A 17,827-nucleotide genomic window follows, 5' to 3' on the forward strand; every position below is an offset into this window, starting at 1 on the left:
ATCTTAAATTTTTCCTGATAATTAGGTTTAAATTAAAAATTTTAAGGGATTTTAAGCAAATAAATCAAAATAGAAAAATTTATATATAAGTTCGGAGGTATATAAATAACAGGGGTAATTGACCCTTCGAATTATAACCCCCTATTATAGGAGAATTATAAGGTAATTTTAGAAAATTATCTCTTCAAATTGTGCCCTGTCTAAAATCATGCCCCAAAGGGGAAAGTTACGAAAAACAAGAATTTTTTTAAACTCTTTTGCCTAATTTGTCTAAAATCATGCCCCAAAGGGGAAAGTTACTTCAACTTCCTCCAATTTTTCATATTAGACACCATTGTCTAAAATCATGCCCCAAAGGGGAAAGTTAAAAAGAGGCATTGCTTCTTTTAAGAAGCAATGCATAGGGAGTATAGCAATAGGGCGGAGCCCTATGGGTATATAATCATGCCCCAAAGGGAATAAAAGTATTTAAATTCTTTATTTTTTTAATAATATAAAATATTTATAAATTTCTATATTCATATCTTTTTTAAGAGTAATACTGACCCTCGGGAAAATTTCGATCTGAATATTACAAAATAAGAAAAATATCAAAAAAATATTATAGTAATATGATAAATTCTAAAATCGTAATAGAGTATAATAAAAAATAGAAAATTTTTATTATAAAATAGTATTAAGACCCGAGTATAAATATTATACTTATATGAAAATTTATAAGGATAATATTACGAATACACTATATAAATCTAAATTTTTTAATTTATCTATATTCTTTTTGGCATAAAAGAAAGGCAGAATATCCTTTATTTATACACTAAATCTATAAATTTACATATTCATATACTTTTAAAAATAATACTGACCCCCGGTAAATTTTCAATCAAATATTATAAAATCATAAAAATATCAAAAAAATATTATAGTAATATGATAAATTTCGAAATTATAATATTATTATAATAAAAATTTAAAATTTTTTATGATTTAATATTATCGAATCCCGAAAAATTTTCTTGCTGAATATAATTTATTATGAAAAAATTTTATAAGTGTATGAGTTAAACAATTAAATATAGTTTCTAATAACCTAATATAAAATATTATTATTTTGTGAAACTATGAGTGTTTTAATTATTTGTGAAAAGCCAAGTGTTGCTAAAAAAATAGCTAATGCTTTGGGAAAACCTAAGAAAAAAACTATCTATAATGTTCCATACTACGAATTGGAAAGAAATGGGAAAAAAATTATTGTTGCAAGTGCTGTTGGGCATTTATTTACGCTGGTTGAAAAAAACAATACTAAATTTGGACATTATCCTGTTTTTGATGTAAAATGGGTGCCAGCAAGTGTTGAAAAAGGAAAAAAATATGTTGATAACTATATAAAGGCATTAAAAAAACTTTCTAAGGAGGCAGATGAAATATATATAGCAACAGATTGGGACATTGAGGGAGAATTAATAGGTTTTCACGCATTGAAATACTGTTGCAGTAAAACAAAAGCTAAGAGAATGAGATTTTCCTCATTAACAAAAAATGAGATTGTAAAAGCGTTTGAAAATCCTGATGAAATAGATTATGGTTTGGTAGATGCTGGTGAAAGTAGGCATATCATAGATTGGTATTATGGTATAAACTTATCAAGGGCTTTAATGAATGCTATTAAGGCAGTAAATAGATGGAAAACAATGAGTGTTGGTAGAGTTCAAGGACCAGCATTATCTTTTTTAACTGAGAGAGAGTTGGAAATTAAAAAATTTGTTCCAAAGCCATACTGGGTTATTGAGGCATTATTAAAGGATAATTTAAAGGCAATACATGAAAAAGAGAAATTTTGGGATGAAAAAGAGGCTAAAAATGTTTATGAAAAAGTAAAAAATGAAAAGTTTGGGAAGGTTGTAGAGATAAAAAGAACTGTGAGAAAGATAAAGCCACTCCCTCCCTTTGACTTAGGAACTTTACAGAGAGAGGCATACAACTATTTTAAGTTTTCTCCAAAGGAAACCCAAGAAATTGCCCAAAGTTTGTATGAAAAAGGTTTATGTTTGCATCCAGACACATTAATTTTATTACCTGATGGAGTTAAGAAAATTAAGGATTTGGATGAGGAAGGAAATATTTTATGTTTAAATAAAGATTTGAAATTAACAAAATCAAAATATAAACTTTTAAAAAGAACAGTAAAAGAGAAACTAATAAAAATTATCTTAAATGGTGGAACTGAACTTATTGCAACAAAAGAGCATCCAATTTTAGTTTATATGGATAAGTTAATATTTGTTCCTTCTGGAGAGTTGAAAGAAAATGAACAAGTAGTAACACTTAGTTATGGAGATGTTTATATCCAAAAAATTAAAAAAATTGAAGAAATTGATTATGAAGGAGAGGTTTATGATTTAACAGTTGAAAAATACCACAACTTTATAGCCAATGGTGTAGTTGTGCATAACTGCTCATACCCAAGGACATCTTCCCAAAAATTACCAAAGGATAAAAACTATCTAAAAAATATTTTAAGCATTTTAAAGAATCATCCAATTTATGGAAAATGGGCTAAAGATATTTTAAATAAGGGAGATTTAAAGCCAGTTGAAGGTAAAAAAGAGGATCCTGCTCATCCTGCAATACATGTTGTAGATATTCCAAAAGATGAAGAATTATCAGAAAAAGAAAAAAAGATTTACGATTTAATTGCAAGAAGAACATTAAGTGCTTTTTGGGATAATGCAGAGAGGGAATATTCAAATATAAAAATTAACATAAATGGAGAGATTTTTAAACTATCTGGTTCAAGAACATTAAAAGAAGGTTGGCATGAAATTTATTACTTCCCAAAATTTGATGACTGTGAGTTGCCAAAGTTAAATAAGGGAGATTTAATACCTATTCAAAAAATAACTATAACTAAAAAAGAAACTCAACCACCTAAAAGATACACTGTTGCAAGTATAATTAAGGAATTGGAGAAAAGAAAGTTAGGAACTAAGGCAACGAGGGCGGAAATCGTTGAGAAATTAATAAAAAGAGGGTATGTTATTGATGATGGCTCATTAAAAGTAACTGACTTGGGAATTTCAGTCGTTGAAACTTTAAAAAAGTTCTGTCCAGAAATTATTGACGAAAAAATGACGAGAGATTTAGAAGAGAAGTTAGAAAAGATACAGTTTAGAAAGATTAAAAAAGATGATGTTTTAGATGAGGCAGAACAAAAATTAAGGAAAATTTTAGAAGAATTTAAAAAGAAAGAAAAAGATGTAGGAATGTTCCTTATAAAAAAGTTAGATTTTAATAATACTAACTCAAATACAAAAGAAAATAAAGAAAATAAAACTGAAAGTAAAAAAGTTGTTGGAAAATGTCCTAAATGTGGTGGAGAGTTAATAATTAGAGAAGGAAAGTATGGAAAGTTTCTTGGCTGTTCAAATTATCCAAAGTGTAAATATACAGAAAAATTAAATAAAAAGGTGGATAAAACATGATTCCGAAATTGTATGTTGATTTTGGAGGTTATTCAGCAATAGAAAAAGGAAATTTAATAATTCCAAGAGAGAATATCTTAAATAAAGAAGATTTTGATAAAATAGAAATTGGAGAGGTAGTTGATATATATTCAAAGAGAGGGAAATTTTTAGGAAGAGGTTTTAAAAATCCAAGAGAAATTAGAATAATGACACTAAAAAAAGAAAATTTGGATGAAAACTACATAAGAGAGAAAATAATTAAGGCTAATGAATATAGAGTAAATTTTTTAGGATTTAAAGACACTTATAGGATGGTTTATACTCAATCAGATTGGTTAAATGGTTTGGTTATTGACAAATATAACGATATAGCCACAGTTCAAATATTCAACTACGGTATTGAAAAAATGAAAGATGTAATTGTAGAGACACTCTTAGATTTAGGGATAGATAGTATTTATGAAAAAAGTTCTGGAAGGAATAGAAAAAGAGCAGGATTGCCAGAGGTTGAGGGTATATTAGTTGGAAAGAAAACAGAAACAATTATTAAAGAAGGGGATGCAAAATTTAAAGTTACCTTTGATGGACAAAAAACAGGATTTTTTTTAGACCAAAGAGAAAATAGGTTAGAGATAGAGAAGTTTATAAAAGAAGGGGATAGAGTTTTAGATGTCTGTTGCTATACAGGAGGATTTTCAGTCCATTGTGCAATTAAAGGAGCAGAAGTTGTAGGAGTAGATTTATCTAAAAAGGCTTTAAAAGTAGCGGAGGAAAATATGGAATTAAATAATATTCCTAAGGATAAATACACTTTTATAGAAGGCAATGCATTTAAAGTTTTAGAGGAGTTTATAGAGGATGGAGAGAAATTTGATATAGTAATTTTAGACCCTCCTGCATTTGCTCAATCAAAAAAATCTTTGAAGGACGCTATTAGGGGCTATCATATGTTAAATAGATTTGGAGCTAAATTGGCTGATAGATTATTAGTAACTTGTTCTTGCTCTCAACCATTAGAGCCAGATGCATTTAAAGCGTTAGTTATAGATGCATGTCTAAAAGCAAAAAAATGGGCTAAAATCATTAAATATGGCTCACAAAGTCCAGATCATCCAATAACTTCTAAGGGAACAGAATACTTAAAGTGTCTATTTTTAAGTTTAGAAAAAATTTAATTTTATTTTTGGTGAAAATATGAGATATGTTGCCTATAAAATTTATCCAGAAGAATTCTTAAAAAATGAAGTTGTTGAAAATTCTTTAATTATAGAGGGTAGAAAGGTTAGAAGAGTAAGAATTTTAGGAAAAGTGGAAAATATAAATGTTGGAGAAATTTTATCTTTTTATGTTGATGGAGTTAATGTTAAGTATTTTGAAGATAAACCAGTTTATATCAAAGAGGGAGATATTGTTGATGTAATTGGAAGACCAAGAACATTCAATGGAGATAAATATTTAATGGCTGAAATTATTAAAGTTAGGGATGAAAAGTGGATAAAACTTAGAGATTTGGAAATAAAAAAGACGAGAAAATATTTATTAGAAAATGCTGAATTGGCAGATGATGAAGATAAAGAGGAAGAATTTGAAGAAGATATAGAAATTGAAAATTTAGATCCAGAAGTTATAAAAGAAAAAATATTATCTCTTATTGAAAAATTTGGAGAAATTACATTTGAAGAACTCTCTGGTATGGTTAAACTTTCAGAGGAAGATTTAGAAAAGTATTTATCTGAATTAATAGAATCTGGGGAAATCCTTGAGCCCATACCTGGAGTTTATAAAATACAGTAAATTGGAGGTGGAACATTGCTATTAGAAGAAACTTTAAAATCCTGTCCTATTGTAAAAAGAGGAAATTATCATTATTTTATTCACCCAATAACTGATGGAGTCCCAATTGTAGAGCCAAAATTGTTGAGAGAAGTTGCAATAAGAATAATCAAAATTGGAAACTTTGAGGATGTTGATAAAATAGTAACTGCCGAGGCTATGGGAATTCCTTTGGCAACTATCCTCTCTTTATATACTGATATACCCTATGTAATTATGAGAAAGAGAGAGTATAAGTTGCCAGGAGAAATTCCTGTTTTTCAAACTACTGGTTATAGTAAAGGACAATTATATTTAAATGGAATAAATAAGGGAGATAAAGTAGTAATTGTAGATGATGTTATATCTACGGGAGGAACGATGATTGCTATAATTGAGGCATTAAAAAAAGCAGGGGCTGAGATAAAGGATATAATATGTGTTATAGAAAGAGGAAATGGTAAAAAAGAAGTTGAAGAAAAAACTGGCTATAAAATTAAAACATTAGTTAAAATTGATGTTGTAGATGGAAAAGTTGTAATTTTAGATAAATAAAATGTTAATGTTGGTGGTCAAATGGACATAAGAAGTATAAATCCTACAAAGATTGTATGCGTTGGTTTGAACTATATAGACCACGCTAAGGAGTTAAATATGGAAATTCCCGAATATCCAATAATATTTTTAAAGCCTACTTCTGCAATTATATATAATGAAGATTACATTATAAAACCAAAAATTTCAAAAAGAGTTGATTATGAGGTTGAATTAGCAATTGTTATAGGAAAAAAATGTAAAAATGTTAAAAAATCAGAATCTGAGGATTACATAATGGGATACACAATTTTAAATGATGTAACTGCAAGAGATTTACAGCAGAAAGATGGGCAATGGACGAGGGCTAAGTCATTTGATACATTTTGTCCAATAGGTCCAAGAATAGTTAAAGACATAGACCCAATGAACCTAAATATTGAGTGTAGAGTTAATAATGAAGTTAAACAAAAATCTAACACTAAAAATATGATTTTTGATGTCTATGAATTGGTAGAATTTGTTTCATCAATAATGACACTATATCCTGGAGATATTATTTCCACAGGAACTCCTCCTGGCGTAGGAGAGTTAAAAGTTGGAGATGTCGTAGAGTGTAAAATTGAAAATATAGGAATTTTAAGGAATTATTTTATACAATAATAACATATATTACTAAAATTTCAACAAATATGAGTAATAAAATCATAATTATTAAAATTGCTTTTGAAATTTTATATATTAATCTATATTTTGAGTATATTTCATATAAAATAATAGTTTAATAAGAACTATCACAGCAATTGGCAATGATATTATTCCTAAAATTACTAAAAAAATTTTATTATTGTAATGGGATGCTATTACTGTTGCTATACCAATTAGAAATATTTCCAAAAATATAATCTTATTATTAAATATTTTGTTATCCATAATTGTTTTTAATAATTTTAAACTCATTTAATCACCAAATATTTCTTATAAATAATATTAATATTTTCAAAATCCTAAATATCTTTTTTTATTCGTACTAAATTTTTTATATAAAATAACAATACAAGATATGGTGAGAATTATGAACATTTTGAGAAGAGGTAGATTAGGGAACTCTATTAAGGAAGATGTAGCAAAATACACAACAAGTTTAGATTTTGACAAAGAAATTTTTGAAGCAGACATTTTGTGTGACATAGCCCATGTAATAATGCTTTATGAGGAGGGAATTATAGATAAAGATACTGCAAAAAAGATTATTGAAGGTTTGAAAGGAATTTACAAAAATGGGATAGAATGTTTAAACTTAGACCCTTCCTTAGATGATATACATATGGTTATTGAAAATGAGTTAATTAAAAAACTTGGTGAAGATGTCGCTGGAAGAATGCACACTGGAAGGAGTAGAAATGATGAAGTAGCAACAGATTTAAGATTAGTATTGAGGGAGAAGGTTTTAGAAATTAGTAAATTATTGATTAATATGCTAAAAGATTTATTAGAGTTGGCAGATGAGCATAAGCACACTTTAACAGTTGGATACACTCATTTACAACACGCTCAGCCAACAACATTTGCTCATCATCTATTAAGTTATGTTTCAGCAATTGAAAGAGATATATTGAGATTATTTGATACATATAAAAGAATCAATATTTCTCCATTAGGTTGTGGAGCGTTGGCAACAACGGGATTTAAAATTAATAGAGAGAGAACAAAGGAACTTTTAGGATTTGACAAATTAATAGAGAACTCAATGGATGGTGTCTCTGCAAGAGATTTTATATTGGAAGTTATGGCTGATTTATCAATATTAGGAACTAATTTATCAAAAATTTGCGAAGAGTTAGTTCTATTTTCAACTTATGAGTTTAGAACTGTTGAAATAGCAAATGAATATTGCTCAACATCCTCTATAATGCCTCAGAAAAAAAATCCTGATGTTGCTGAAATTGCAAGGGCTAAACTTTGCAAATTAAATGGAAATTTAGTTACTGCATTAACAATATTAAAGGCTCTACCAAATACTTACAATAGAGATTTGCAGGAAATTACTCCTAATTTATGGGAGAGTGTATATATTACAATAGACACAATAAAAATGATTCATGGAATGTTAAAAACTTTAAAAGTTAATAAAGATAGAATGAGAGAGTTGGCATATGCAAATTATTCTACTGCTACAGAATTGGCTGACACATTGGTTAAGGAGGCAAATATACCATTTAGAACTGCCCACGGAATCGTTGGTGAGGTTGTTAGAAAGTCAATTGAAGAAAAGAGAGATATATTGGAAGTTATAAAAGAGGTTTTACAAAAATACAATTTGAAAGTAGATGAGGAAAAGATAAAAAAGGTATTAAATCCTTATGAAAATGTCAAAATGAGAAATGTTATTGGAGGCCCTTCCCCCGAGGAAGTTGAAAAAAGAATAAAGGCATTTAAAGAGAGATTAGAAAAATATGAAAAAGAAGTAAATGAAAAAATTAATAAAATAAATAAAATTAAAGAAAATCTTCTATCCTATGAAATCTAATAAAATTTAGGTTATTAATTATATCATATTGAGATTTCTTAACCAAAATAATATAACAAAAATTAGCCAGAATATTATTAATATGTATCCTCCTTTTTTTCTTAATTTATATTTAGATATTGGATAAAAAATCCTAACACCCGCTGGTGTTAAGGAATCTCCTACTATATGGGAATAATAACCAATAGCAACTGGTAATATGTAATGTAAAACACCATTAATATTTGGATTTAGATTAATAATATCTAAAATGGCCCATACAAAAATAACATATACTATTATTTTTCCCAATAAAACTTCATTAGTAACCATTAACAAAGATATTAATCCAGCAAAAACCTTTGAAATAAATGAAAGTTTGTAAGATAAAAAACCAATAATTATAGAGACAAATAACAACGACCAAATAGTATGAGTATAAGTTCTATGCTCTGAAAAATATGGAATTAAAAAGATTAAAAAAACTGAAACTCCTAAAACAAATAAATCAATATTAAACAAACTTTTTTCAAAAAAATAAAGTAAAATATTAATTAATACAATTCCACCTGAAATTATAATACCTCTCTTTACAATATCCTCTTTAACCTCGTGGTCTAAATCTGGATAAAAAGCCCCTGATAAAACTAAAAATATCTGTTCTGGGGAAGAAATAAAAGGTAACCCAAATATAAGTCCTAAAATTACATGTCCCTTCCAGTTCATTTTTATCCCAATTTATTCTTTCCATTTATTGTAGTATTTTAAAAATATTTTATCTTTAGTTAGATTATATAACCATAACATCTGTAATCTTTGGAGATGTTCATTACATCTATGTTTTAACGCATCGTAATAACTCCAATCTCCTGCATCGTAATCAGGAAGAAATGCTTTTATTGATCTTAATCCCTCTTTATATAAAAAATAAGCCTCTTTATCATTTGTTTCATTTGCAAACTCTCCAATCCAAATAACAGAGGTTATAAATCCATTTAAAACATAAGGTGGATTTTTTGATGCATACTCTGGATACCAATAGTAAGTTTTATTATCTTTTACTCTTATTTTTAATAAACCTCCCTTTTCAACAGGCACTATAAAGGCATTTAACGCCTCTTTTGCTAAAATTAAATACCTTTTATCATTTGTGCATTTATATGCTAAATACAAAGTTTTCATGCATCCTGCCTGACATAGAGAGCCAGTCCAACCTCTTGATAAATTATACTCTGGAAAATCAAAATTATACCTCCAAATAATAAAGGTAATATTTTTTCCATTTAAATTTACAGTTTCTTTTTCTGCCTGAGAAATTAAATATTCTGTTAAAAATAAACCTCTCTTTAAATATTTTTCAGCCTCTTCTGGATCTTTATCCTTTAATTTAAAGTATTTATAAAAGCATTTTCTTGCCTCTTCATTTACATTGTGAGGAGTTATTTGATAACCAATGTATTCTCCTTTTATTGTTCCATAGTAAGTTACAGGCATACTAATATCTTCAACTGTAAAAGGCTTTGGATTTTTGAAATACTGAATAATAGAATTTTCAGAATACATGGGCTGTGAAACTCCAACGATATATCCAAAAATAAAAGATGATATAGTAACTACTAATATTATAATAAAACTTTTAATATTTTTAAACATACTATCACTTTATTATGTTATTTAAATTTTTTATTTTTGAACTAATTAAAATAATTATCAACTAAAATTATAAATATTAAGTGTAATATAAAAATTTTTAAATGCTATTATTAAATGTAAATAGTGATACTATGGAACTTGAAGATATGGCTTTAATTTTTTCAAAATTTATTTTAAATCCTCTGGTAAAAAGACAAATCTTAGATTTATTTAAAAAAGATTCTAATGGTAAATTAATAATTGAAAATTATATAGATGCATACATTAATGGGGAAGATATTTGTTCAATTAAATATAAACTTTTAAAAGATATTATTAATAGAGGTTTAAAGACATTTGCTGGAGAGAAATATATTGATGAATTCAAAAATTATTTAAAAGATCCTTATTTTAAAAAAGGATTAATAAGTGTGATAAGAGGATTAGCATATTTTGGAGTAAAAAAGCCATTTGTTTCAGGGGCTCCATTTTTAGTAGTTTGGGATGTAACATATAGATGTAATCTTAAATGTAAGCATTGCTATGCAAATGCTGGAAAGCCACTAGAAGATGAGTTAAATAATGAAGAGGCTAAGAAAGTTGTTGATATATTGGGTAATGCTGGAATAGTAGCTATTGCATTTTCTGGGGGAGAACCATTAATGAGAAAAGATTTATTTGAATTAATAGATAGAGCTAAAAGTTATGAAATGCAGATTTCAATAGCTACAAATGGAACACTATTAAATAAAGAAAATGTGAAAAAATTAAAAGAGCATAATGTTGATTTTGTTCAAATTAGTTTAGATGGTACTAAAGAGACTCATGAAAAATTTAGAGGAATTAAAGGCATTTATGACAAAACTATTGAGGGAATAAAAAATGTTATAGAGGAAGGAATCTGCTGTGGAATATCAATGACTGCTACTAAATTAAACTATAAAGATGTTCTAAATGTTATTGATTTATCTGAAGAGTTGGGAGTAAATTACTTTATACTATATAACTACATTCCTGTAGGTGTGGGGGATTTTGATATAGATTTATCTGCCGAAGAGAGAGAAGAATTACTTAATCTATTATGGGATAAGTTAATGAATGAAACTAACAAAAAATGTAAAACTGCCTTTTTATCCACTGCTCCATATTATTCAAGAACAGCGTTAGAGCATAACAAATATTATCTTGCTACGCACTTTGCAAATGTTGATTTAGATGGAGATGACAGATTAAAGAGTTTAGCAAACTTTATTGGTGGCTGTGGATGCGGTAGATTTTATTTAAGTTTAAGAGCTAATGGGGATATTCAACCATGTGTATTTTTCCCATTAAAATTAGGGAATATTAGAGAATTTAATGATGAAGAAGATTTTTTAGAATTTTGGAAAAATAATAAAGTTTTGAATGATTTAAGAATTAGAGAAAAGTTAATTATTTGTGGAAAATGTAAATATAAATATGTATGTGGGGGTTGTAGAGCAAGAGCTTACTCATATTTTAAAGATTATTTAAGAGAAGATCCTGGATGTATTTTAACTAAAAAATATCATTAATACTAATACTTTAATTCTTTATTAATAATATTTAAATATTCAAATAAACATAAAAAATATTAAAATACATTAATTAATCGAAAATTATAAATAATACTATTCCTAATGTATATAACATAATTTTAAATAATTGGTGAAATAATGAATCCAGAAATGATAATGGAAATGATGAACTCAGAAATAGCCAAAGAAATGGCTCCAAAGATGATGCCAAAAATGATGCCCTTAGCTTTAGAAAAGTTTTTAGATAAAATTCCTGAAAATGAAAGAAAAAAATTTATAGCTAAGATTGTTGATATTATTGTAAGTAAAGATGAGAAAAAGGAAATTTCCGCTGAATTTTATGATATGTTTGAAACTTTGTTAAATATTAAAGGATTAAGTATTCATTCAAGGGGAGGTAAAGGTTCTACAAAAGAAAAAATATCTCCAATGGATTTATTTTTAGCAGGACTATGTGGGTGTATTTGTATAGCAGTTGGAAATACATTAAAAGAAAATAACATAGAGGCTAAGATAAAAGTAGATGGATCTGTTGAAAAATCTTTTGAAGAGGGTCGAATAAAAAAAGTAATATTAAATATTTATCTAAAAATTGATAATACTGAATTGGATAATAAAGAAGAATTAAAGAAATTAGTTTTAAATGGCTCTAAAAAATGTTTAATTAGTAATACCTTAAACTGTGAAATTGAGAAAAATATTATTTTTGAATAATAAAAATAATAAAATATTTAATGAGGTGAAAATTTGAGTGAAGATTTACCAATTATAGGAAAAGATGCCTTAGGTAGAGTAATAAAAGATTGGAGTAAAAAACCATGGTGGGGAATTGATAGGAAAAAAATTGAATGGTATCCTAAAATAAACTATGATAAATGTATTGGTTGCGGATTATGTTTTATAACCTGTGCAAATAGAGTAGTATTTGATTGGGATAAAGAAAAGAAGAAACCTGTTGTTGCCAGACCTTACAACTGTGTAGTTGCCTGCACTACCTGCAAAAAGTTATGTCCAGTAGATGCATTAGAGTTTCCAGATAGAGAATATATACAAAAAATTATTAAAGAAAATAAATTGTTAGCCAAAGCCAAAGAAATTCTAAAAAATCATAATTTAATTTAAATTAATGAAAAATTATTCTATCTTAACAGCATTGGCACATCTTTTTGCGAGTTCTCTTGCCTCCTCAATAGAGTTTGCATAAGCTAAAGCAACCCCCATCCTTCTACCTACTTTTGCATTCGGCTTACCAAACAATCTTAACTTTGTATTAGGAACTTTTAATGCTTCTTTTATATAATATTTTGGAGCATATTTGTTTATGTTTGCTTTTATTACATGACTTGCTCCTGGTGTAATAAGTTTTGTTGAAACTGGTAAGCCCAATATTGCCCTAACATGAATCTCAAACTCACTCATCTCTTGGGTTATCATCGTAACCATTCCTGTATCGTGTGGTCTTGGTGAAACCTCACTAAATATAACTTCATCTCCTTTAACAAACATTTCTACTCCAAATATTCCATAACCTCCTAATGCATTGGTTATCTTTTTTGCTATCTCTTGTGCTTGTTCTTTTAACTCACCCATTTCGTGAGGTTGCCAACTTTCGTGATAATCTCCATCTATCTGAATATGCCCTATTGGCTCGCAAAATTTAGTTCCTTCCTCTGTAACTGCTGTTAATAATGTTATTTCGTAATCAAAGTTTATGAACTCTTCAACAATAACCCTATTTCCTATTCCTCTTGCTCCTTCTTTTGCTCTAATCCACGCTTTTTCTATATCCTTTTCTTTTTTAATTACACTTTGCCCTTTTCCAGATGAGGACATAATTGGTTTAACAACACAAGGTAATCCAATTTTTTCAACGGCCTCCTTTAACTCCTCCAAAGAATTTGCAAATTCATATTTAGCAGTTTTTAATTTTAACTTTTCAGCGGCTAATCTTCTTATTAACTCTCTATTCATTGTTATTTTTGTTGCCTCTGCTGTTGGGACAACAGTATATCCATCTTTTTCAGCATCTATTAACGCATCAGTATTTATTGCCTCAATCTCTGGAACTATGTAATCTGGCTCTTCCCTTTCAATAATCGCCATTATAGTATCGTAATCTTTCATATCAATAACATAACTTTTATGAGCCACCTGCATAGCTGGAGCATTTTGATATCTATCTACGGTAATACATTCAATTCCTAATCTTTGCGCTTCAATAACAACCTCTTTCCCTAACTCTCCACTTCCTAACAATAAAAATTTAACACTACCTTTTAAAAGAGGAGTTCCAATTTCCATTATTTCACCAAAAAATTTTTAGCATTAACTTTTAAAGAAATCCTTAATATAATTTTTGTCATATTTATATTATGTTATTTTTTAAAGAATAAATGTTTAGGGGTTGATATGAGAGAAAACACGGCTTTGGTAGTTTATTATACAAAACAACACAAAAATAGTTTTAATGCATTGATTGGAGCATTAGAGGTTAATGAATACTTTGATAATTTTCCTATATACTTTGCCAATAAAAAAGATATTTATAACTTAGAAAGAATTTTAAAGAGGTATGATAAAGTAATTATTGCAATATCGTTTTTTACAACTGAGTTATGGAAAACCTATGAATTAATGAAAAAACTAAAAATTAAATATAAAGAATATAGTAATAAAATAATTTACTTATCTGGAGGATCTCATCCTACTGGAGATCCGAAGGGAACTTTAAAGTTAGGGTTTGATGTAGTTTGTATAGGAGAGGGAGAAGAGACATTTCCAGAATTTATTATGTCAGTTAGTGAGAATGAAGATTATAAAAAAGTTAAAGGAATATGTTATTTTGAAGAGGATAAATTTATATACACTGGAAAAAGAAAACCTATTGATTTAAATAAGTATCCGCCATTTCCAATAAAATATAACAAATTTGGACATATAGAGATAACGAGAGGCTGTCCTTATAAATGTTATTTCTGTCAAACACCAAGAATATTTGGAAAAAATGTTAGACATAGAAGTATTGAAAATATATGTAAATATGTTGAAATAATGTCTGAAAGAAATTTAAAAGATATTAGATTTATAACACCAAATGCTTTTGGATATGGTTCTAAAACTGGAAAAGATGTTAATATTGACAAACTTGAAAATTTACTAAAAAACATTAAAGAAATTTTAGGTAAAGATGGGAGAATATTCTTTGGAACATTTCCTTCAGAGGTTAGACCAGAGCATGTTAATGATGAAACAACTGACTTAATTTTAAAATATACATATAATAAAAGTTTAGTTATTGGAGCACAGTCTGGAAGTGATAGAGTTTTAGAGTTGTGTAATAGAGGGCATACAGTTGATGATATTTATAAAGCTGTAGATACAGCAATAAAAAAAGGAATTAATGTAAGTTTAGATTTTATTTTTGGATTACCTGGAGAGACTAAGGAGGATATAGAGAAAACAATAAAGGTTATGAAAGATTTTATAAAATTAGGCGTTAAAATACACGCTCATGCTTTTATTCCATTACCACAAACACCTTTTGCAAAGGCAAATCCCGGGGTTGTTGATAAAAAAATAATAATGGCTATGAGACATGAGATTCCCAAAGGAATATTCTATGGTTCGTGGCATAATCAACAGATGTTAGCTAAAAAAATATCAAAGTATTTAAGATTTGGAGAATTATAGAGTTTTAAAATTAAAATATAACTAAATATAATTTAATAAATGGTGAAATATTGAAAAGAATTGTTGAACTGGATTATCTTAGAGGTATTGCAATATTGGGCAGTTTCCTTAAATAGAACATACAAAACAAATCTATACTTTTGTTTCTATAAAACACTATCCAAAAATTTTAAATAATACTTTTAACGATAATATTATAACATGGCAGTCCCGATATGTGGGGGAAACTAAGCCCGAATGGGACTGCTATTAAGCTGAAGATGTGGGGAGTTTCCGTTCCCCCCGATTGCCAGCCGATGAAGTTGGGAGGCTGGAAGGTTCTCCGCTACGATTTGTTCCATTTGTAGCGGAGAACTAGAACGGGTTATTGCTATCCACGTAAGTAGTTATGGAATATTTGATTTAAATATATTTTACAAATTATTTTATGTATTAATGAACAACCTCACAAGATTTGCAGTTCCGTTTTTTATAATTATTAGTGGAATGGTATTATCGTATAAATATGCAAACAACGGGATAAATTACATATCATTTATTAAAAAAAGGATTAGTTTTATATTTATCCCCTATTTATTTTTTGTGTTGATATATTATTATTTTTTTCATATTGCCCGAGGAGAATCTTTTAGTGTGATTAATTTCTTAAAATACATTATATCTGGTTATGTAGCTCCTCATTTATACTTTATACCACTAATCTTTCAATTTTATATATTATTTCCTATCTTTATAAGTATTGCGAAATATCTAAATTCTAAAAAATTGCTTACAAATTTAGTAGTATTCATAATTTTTGGTATTATTTCCATATACTCTGTGTGTTATCTTCATATACTATCATGGGGCTTCCCCTTAATGATTACTCAGGCATATTTTTTCTTATTTGGATGTATATTAGGTTTAAACATTAGAAAATTTAAAAATGAATTTTTCAATGATAAGGAAAACTTAATTAGAATTCTAATTTTATGGAGTATTTTAGCAGTTTATATAATATTAGACGGCTTATATCTAAAAACTTTTAAATTTTATAATGATTTTCATTTCTACTTTTATTATTTTGGTATTACTGGATATAGTATATTACTATTCATCTTACTCTTTAAATTATCGAACTATATACACAACAAAAAGATTTTTAATATAATTTTAAAAATTGGACAATATTCTTTTGGAATCTATCTTATCCATTATTTGTTTGTGCGATATGATTTATTTATAAGGGGAATCTATCAACTACTTAAGGGAGTATTAAACAACAATTTTTTAAAATTTTTAAATAATAGCATCATTAACCTTAATATTCAATATTATAATAGTGTAAGTTACTTTATTTTATACTTCATTTTCGTCTTAATTTTAAGTTATATCTCTACTTATCTATTCACAGAGTTAAAAATAAAAATTAAAAAACATAGGAGGACATTGTTATGAAGATTGGCATAGTTGGTGGTGGATTGGGAGGCTTATTAACAGGAGCATTGTTATCTAAGAATCATGAAGTTGTTATATTTGAAAAACTTCCATTTTTGGGTGGGAGATTTACTAATTTGGAATATGAAGGATTTCAACTAACAACAGGAGCTTTACATATGATACCGCACGGAAATGATGGATATTTAGCTCAGTTATTAAGAAAGGCAGGAGCTAATGTAAAAATTATAAATTCAAATCCTGATGGAACTTTTTTAATTAATGGAAAAGAATATTTATACAAAGATTTATTTTCTCTTTTAGGATTTAAAGATAAGATTAAGGCTATAACAATGTCTGCTAAGCTAAAGTTAGGAAATGTTGATAAAAATATTTCATTTGGAGAGTTCTTAGAAGATGTTGAGTTAGCTCTAAAAATAGGGAATGCATTTACAGGATGGGCTTTAAGTTTAACTGCCTATGAAACTCCAATGAGTGAAATTATTGAAATTGCTAAAAATTATTATAAATTTGGAGGTCCAGGAATTCCCATTGGTGGCTGTAAGGCAGTTATTGACGAACTTTTGAGAATTATTAAAACAAATAATGGAAAAATTATTAAAGAATATGAAGTTAAAAAAATAGAGATTGATGAGAAAGCATATATTGATGATTACGAATTTGATGTAGTTGTTAGTAATATATCCCCAATTGAAACACAAAAAATTTGTAATATAAAATTTTTAAAATCAAAGCCAAAGCCATCCAAAGGTATAAAAATATCTATAGCCACAAAGGAGGGAATTATAAGGCATGGAGGAGTTCTCTTTACACCAGAATGTGAAAGAATTAATGGATTGAATCAAGTGACAAATGTAGATAAATCCTTAGCCCCTGAAGGATGGCACTTAGTTATGACTCATCAAGCACAAATAACTAACAATGTAAAAAAAGAGATAGATTTAGGTTTGGAGGATATTGATAGATTATTTAAAGGTAAAGATTATAGAATCTTGCATATACAGTCATATAGAGAAAGTTGGCCAGTAAATCACGCTTCTAATGGAACAGATATAGATAATATTGTAAATGATAAACTCTTTTTAGTTGGAGACGGATGTAAGGGGAGAGGAGGAATTGAAGTTGAAGGAATAGCCATGGGAGTTTTAAAAGTCGTTAATTATATAGAACATTTAAATAAAAAGATGAATTAA

The 17,827-nt window shown here is 27.7% G+C and carries 16 protein-coding genes; 12 read left to right on the top strand and 4 right to left on the bottom strand.

Annotation, left to right across the window (positions count from 1 at the left end; all coding sequences use genetic code 11):
* The first annotated feature begins 1,121 nt into the window (after positions 1–1,121).
* From topA to HZY31_RS05040, 5 genes are read left to right on the top strand one after another with little or no spacing between them, the layout of a single operon-like run.
* Entirely contained in the window at positions 1,122–3,482 is a 2,361-nt protein-coding gene (gene topA / locus HZY31_RS05020; RefSeq protein WP_297318351.1) for a DNA topoisomerase I, read from the top strand.
* Positions 3,479–4,639, top strand: a complete 1,161-nt coding sequence (locus HZY31_RS05025; RefSeq protein ID WP_297318352.1) for a class I SAM-dependent rRNA methyltransferase — start codon at positions 3,479–3,481, stop codon at positions 4,637–4,639. The genes topA and HZY31_RS05025 overlap by 4 nt, the downstream gene beginning before the upstream one ends.
* Before the next feature lie 19 nt (positions 4,640–4,658).
* Positions 4,659–5,258 carry a PCI domain-containing protein gene (locus HZY31_RS05030; protein ID WP_297318353.1) on the top strand — a complete coding sequence of 200 codons (600 nt, stop codon included), beginning with the start codon at positions 4,659–4,661 and terminating at the stop codon, positions 5,256–5,258.
* 15 nt (positions 5,259–5,273) lie between these two features.
* Positions 5,274–5,831 carry a hypoxanthine/guanine phosphoribosyltransferase gene (gene hpt, locus HZY31_RS05035; protein ID WP_214399770.1) on the top strand — a complete coding sequence of 186 codons (558 nt, stop codon included), beginning with the start codon at positions 5,274–5,276 and terminating at the stop codon, positions 5,829–5,831.
* A 21-nt stretch (positions 5,832–5,852) separates the two neighbouring features.
* A complete protein-coding gene (locus HZY31_RS05040; RefSeq protein WP_297318354.1) occupies positions 5,853–6,473 on the top strand; it encodes a fumarylacetoacetate hydrolase family protein in 621 nt (206 codons plus the stop codon).
* 78 nt (positions 6,474–6,551) lie between these two features.
* Here the strand turns inward: HZY31_RS05040 and HZY31_RS05045 are convergent, their stop codons facing one another.
* Positions 6,552–6,770, bottom strand: coding sequence for a hypothetical protein (locus HZY31_RS05045; protein WP_297318355.1), 219 nt, complete (start codon positions 6,768–6,770; stop codon positions 6,552–6,554).
* Positions 6,771–6,885: 115 nt separating this feature from the next.
* On the opposite strand from HZY31_RS05045, the gene argH reads away from it, so the two are divergent.
* Positions 6,886–8,340 (top strand): argininosuccinate lyase, encoded by a 1,455-nt coding sequence (gene argH, locus HZY31_RS05050; protein ID WP_297318356.1) that lies wholly within the window; start codon positions 6,886–6,888, stop codon positions 8,338–8,340.
* An 18-nt stretch (positions 8,341–8,358) separates the two neighbouring features.
* Here the strand turns inward: argH and HZY31_RS05055 are convergent, their stop codons facing one another.
* Positions 8,359–9,045 carry a metal-dependent hydrolase gene (locus HZY31_RS05055; RefSeq protein ID WP_297318357.1) on the bottom strand — a complete coding sequence of 229 codons (687 nt, stop codon included), beginning with the start codon at positions 9,043–9,045 and terminating at the stop codon, positions 8,359–8,361.
* 12 nt (positions 9,046–9,057) lie between these two features.
* Entirely contained in the window at positions 9,058–9,972 is a 915-nt protein-coding gene (locus HZY31_RS05060) for a D-glucuronyl C5-epimerase family protein (RefSeq protein WP_297318358.1), read from the bottom strand.
* A 131-nt stretch (positions 9,973–10,103) separates the two neighbouring features.
* Here HZY31_RS05060 and HZY31_RS05065 point away from each other — a divergent pair, with 131 nt between their 5' ends.
* The 3 genes from HZY31_RS05065 to HZY31_RS05075 all read left to right on the top strand — a co-directional run bounded on the left by HZY31_RS05065 (position 10,104) and on the right by HZY31_RS05075 (position 12,629).
* Positions 10,104–11,504 carry a radical SAM/SPASM domain-containing protein gene (locus tag HZY31_RS05065; protein ID WP_297318359.1) on the top strand — a complete coding sequence of 467 codons (1,401 nt, stop codon included), beginning with the start codon at positions 10,104–10,106 and terminating at the stop codon, positions 11,502–11,504.
* 141 nt (positions 11,505–11,645) lie between these two features.
* On the top strand, positions 11,646–12,221 hold the full coding sequence (locus tag HZY31_RS05070; RefSeq protein WP_297318360.1) for an OsmC family protein: 576 nt from the start codon (positions 11,646–11,648) through the stop codon (positions 12,219–12,221).
* 33 nt (positions 12,222–12,254) lie between these two features.
* Positions 12,255–12,629 (top strand): 4Fe-4S dicluster domain-containing protein, encoded by a 375-nt coding sequence (locus HZY31_RS05075; RefSeq protein WP_297318361.1) that lies wholly within the window; start codon positions 12,255–12,257, stop codon positions 12,627–12,629.
* A 12-nt stretch (positions 12,630–12,641) separates the two neighbouring features.
* On the opposite strand, the gene purT is transcribed toward HZY31_RS05075, so the two are convergent.
* A complete protein-coding gene (gene purT / locus HZY31_RS05080) occupies positions 12,642–13,808 on the bottom strand; it encodes a phosphoribosylglycinamide formyltransferase 2 (protein WP_297318362.1) in 1,167 nt (388 codons plus the stop codon).
* A gap of 108 nt (positions 13,809–13,916) precedes the next feature.
* Between purT and HZY31_RS05085 the strand changes: the two genes are divergently transcribed.
* The 3 genes from HZY31_RS05085 to HZY31_RS05090 all read left to right on the top strand — a co-directional run bounded on the left by HZY31_RS05085 (position 13,917) and on the right by HZY31_RS05090 (position 17,827).
* Positions 13,917–15,197, top strand: coding sequence for a TIGR04013 family B12-binding domain/radical SAM domain-containing protein (locus HZY31_RS05085; RefSeq protein ID WP_297318363.1), 1,281 nt, complete (start codon positions 13,917–13,919; stop codon positions 15,195–15,197).
* Between the two features lie 372 nt (positions 15,198–15,569).
* Positions 15,570–16,634, top strand: a complete 1,065-nt coding sequence (locus HZY31_RS08120) for an acyltransferase (protein ID WP_366863789.1) — start codon at positions 15,570–15,572, stop codon at positions 16,632–16,634.
* The gene (locus tag HZY31_RS05090; RefSeq protein WP_297318364.1) at positions 16,631–17,827 is read left to right on the top strand and encodes an NAD(P)-binding protein; all 1,197 of its coding nucleotides are present in this window, start codon (positions 16,631–16,633) and stop codon (positions 17,825–17,827) included. The genes HZY31_RS08120 and HZY31_RS05090 overlap by 4 nt, the downstream gene beginning before the upstream one ends.

The sequence above is a fragment of the Methanocaldococcus sp. genome, from assembly GCF_024490875.1.
Taxonomy (GTDB): domain Archaea; phylum AGJL01; class Methanococci; order Methanococcales; family Methanocaldococcaceae; genus Methanocaldococcus.

Excerpts from the sequence above, each read along its gene's own strand:
- topA (WP_297318351.1), top strand. The coding sequence starts at position 1,122 with ATGAGTGTTTTAATTATTTGTGAAAAGCCAAGTGTTGCTAAAAAAATA.
- HZY31_RS05025 (WP_297318352.1), top strand. The coding sequence starts at position 3,479 with ATGATTCCGAAATTGTATGTTGATTTTGGAGGTTATTCAGCAATAGAA.
- HZY31_RS05030 (WP_297318353.1), top strand. The coding sequence starts at position 4,659 with ATGAGATATGTTGCCTATAAAATTTATCCAGAAGAATTCTTAAAAAAT.
- HZY31_RS05040 (WP_297318354.1), top strand. The coding sequence starts at position 5,853 with ATGGACATAAGAAGTATAAATCCTACAAAGATTGTATGCGTTGGTTTG.
- HZY31_RS05045 (WP_297318355.1), bottom strand. The coding sequence starts at position 6,770 with ATGAGTTTAAAATTATTAAAAACAATTATGGATAACAAAATATTTAAT.
- argH (WP_297318356.1), top strand. The coding sequence starts at position 6,886 with ATGAACATTTTGAGAAGAGGTAGATTAGGGAACTCTATTAAGGAAGAT.
- HZY31_RS05055 (WP_297318357.1), bottom strand. The coding sequence starts at position 9,045 with ATGAACTGGAAGGGACATGTAATTTTAGGACTTATATTTGGGTTACCT.
- HZY31_RS05060 (WP_297318358.1), bottom strand. The coding sequence starts at position 9,972 with ATGTTTAAAAATATTAAAAGTTTTATTATAATATTAGTAGTTACTATA.
- HZY31_RS05065 (WP_297318359.1), top strand. The coding sequence starts at position 10,104 with ATGGAACTTGAAGATATGGCTTTAATTTTTTCAAAATTTATTTTAAAT.
- HZY31_RS05070 (WP_297318360.1), top strand. The coding sequence starts at position 11,646 with ATGAATCCAGAAATGATAATGGAAATGATGAACTCAGAAATAGCCAAA.
- purT (WP_297318362.1), bottom strand. The coding sequence starts at position 13,808 with ATGGAAATTGGAACTCCTCTTTTAAAAGGTAGTGTTAAATTTTTATTG.
- HZY31_RS05085 (WP_297318363.1), top strand. The coding sequence starts at position 13,917 with ATGAGAGAAAACACGGCTTTGGTAGTTTATTATACAAAACAACACAAA.
- HZY31_RS05090 (WP_297318364.1), top strand. The coding sequence starts at position 16,631 with ATGAAGATTGGCATAGTTGGTGGTGGATTGGGAGGCTTATTAACAGGA.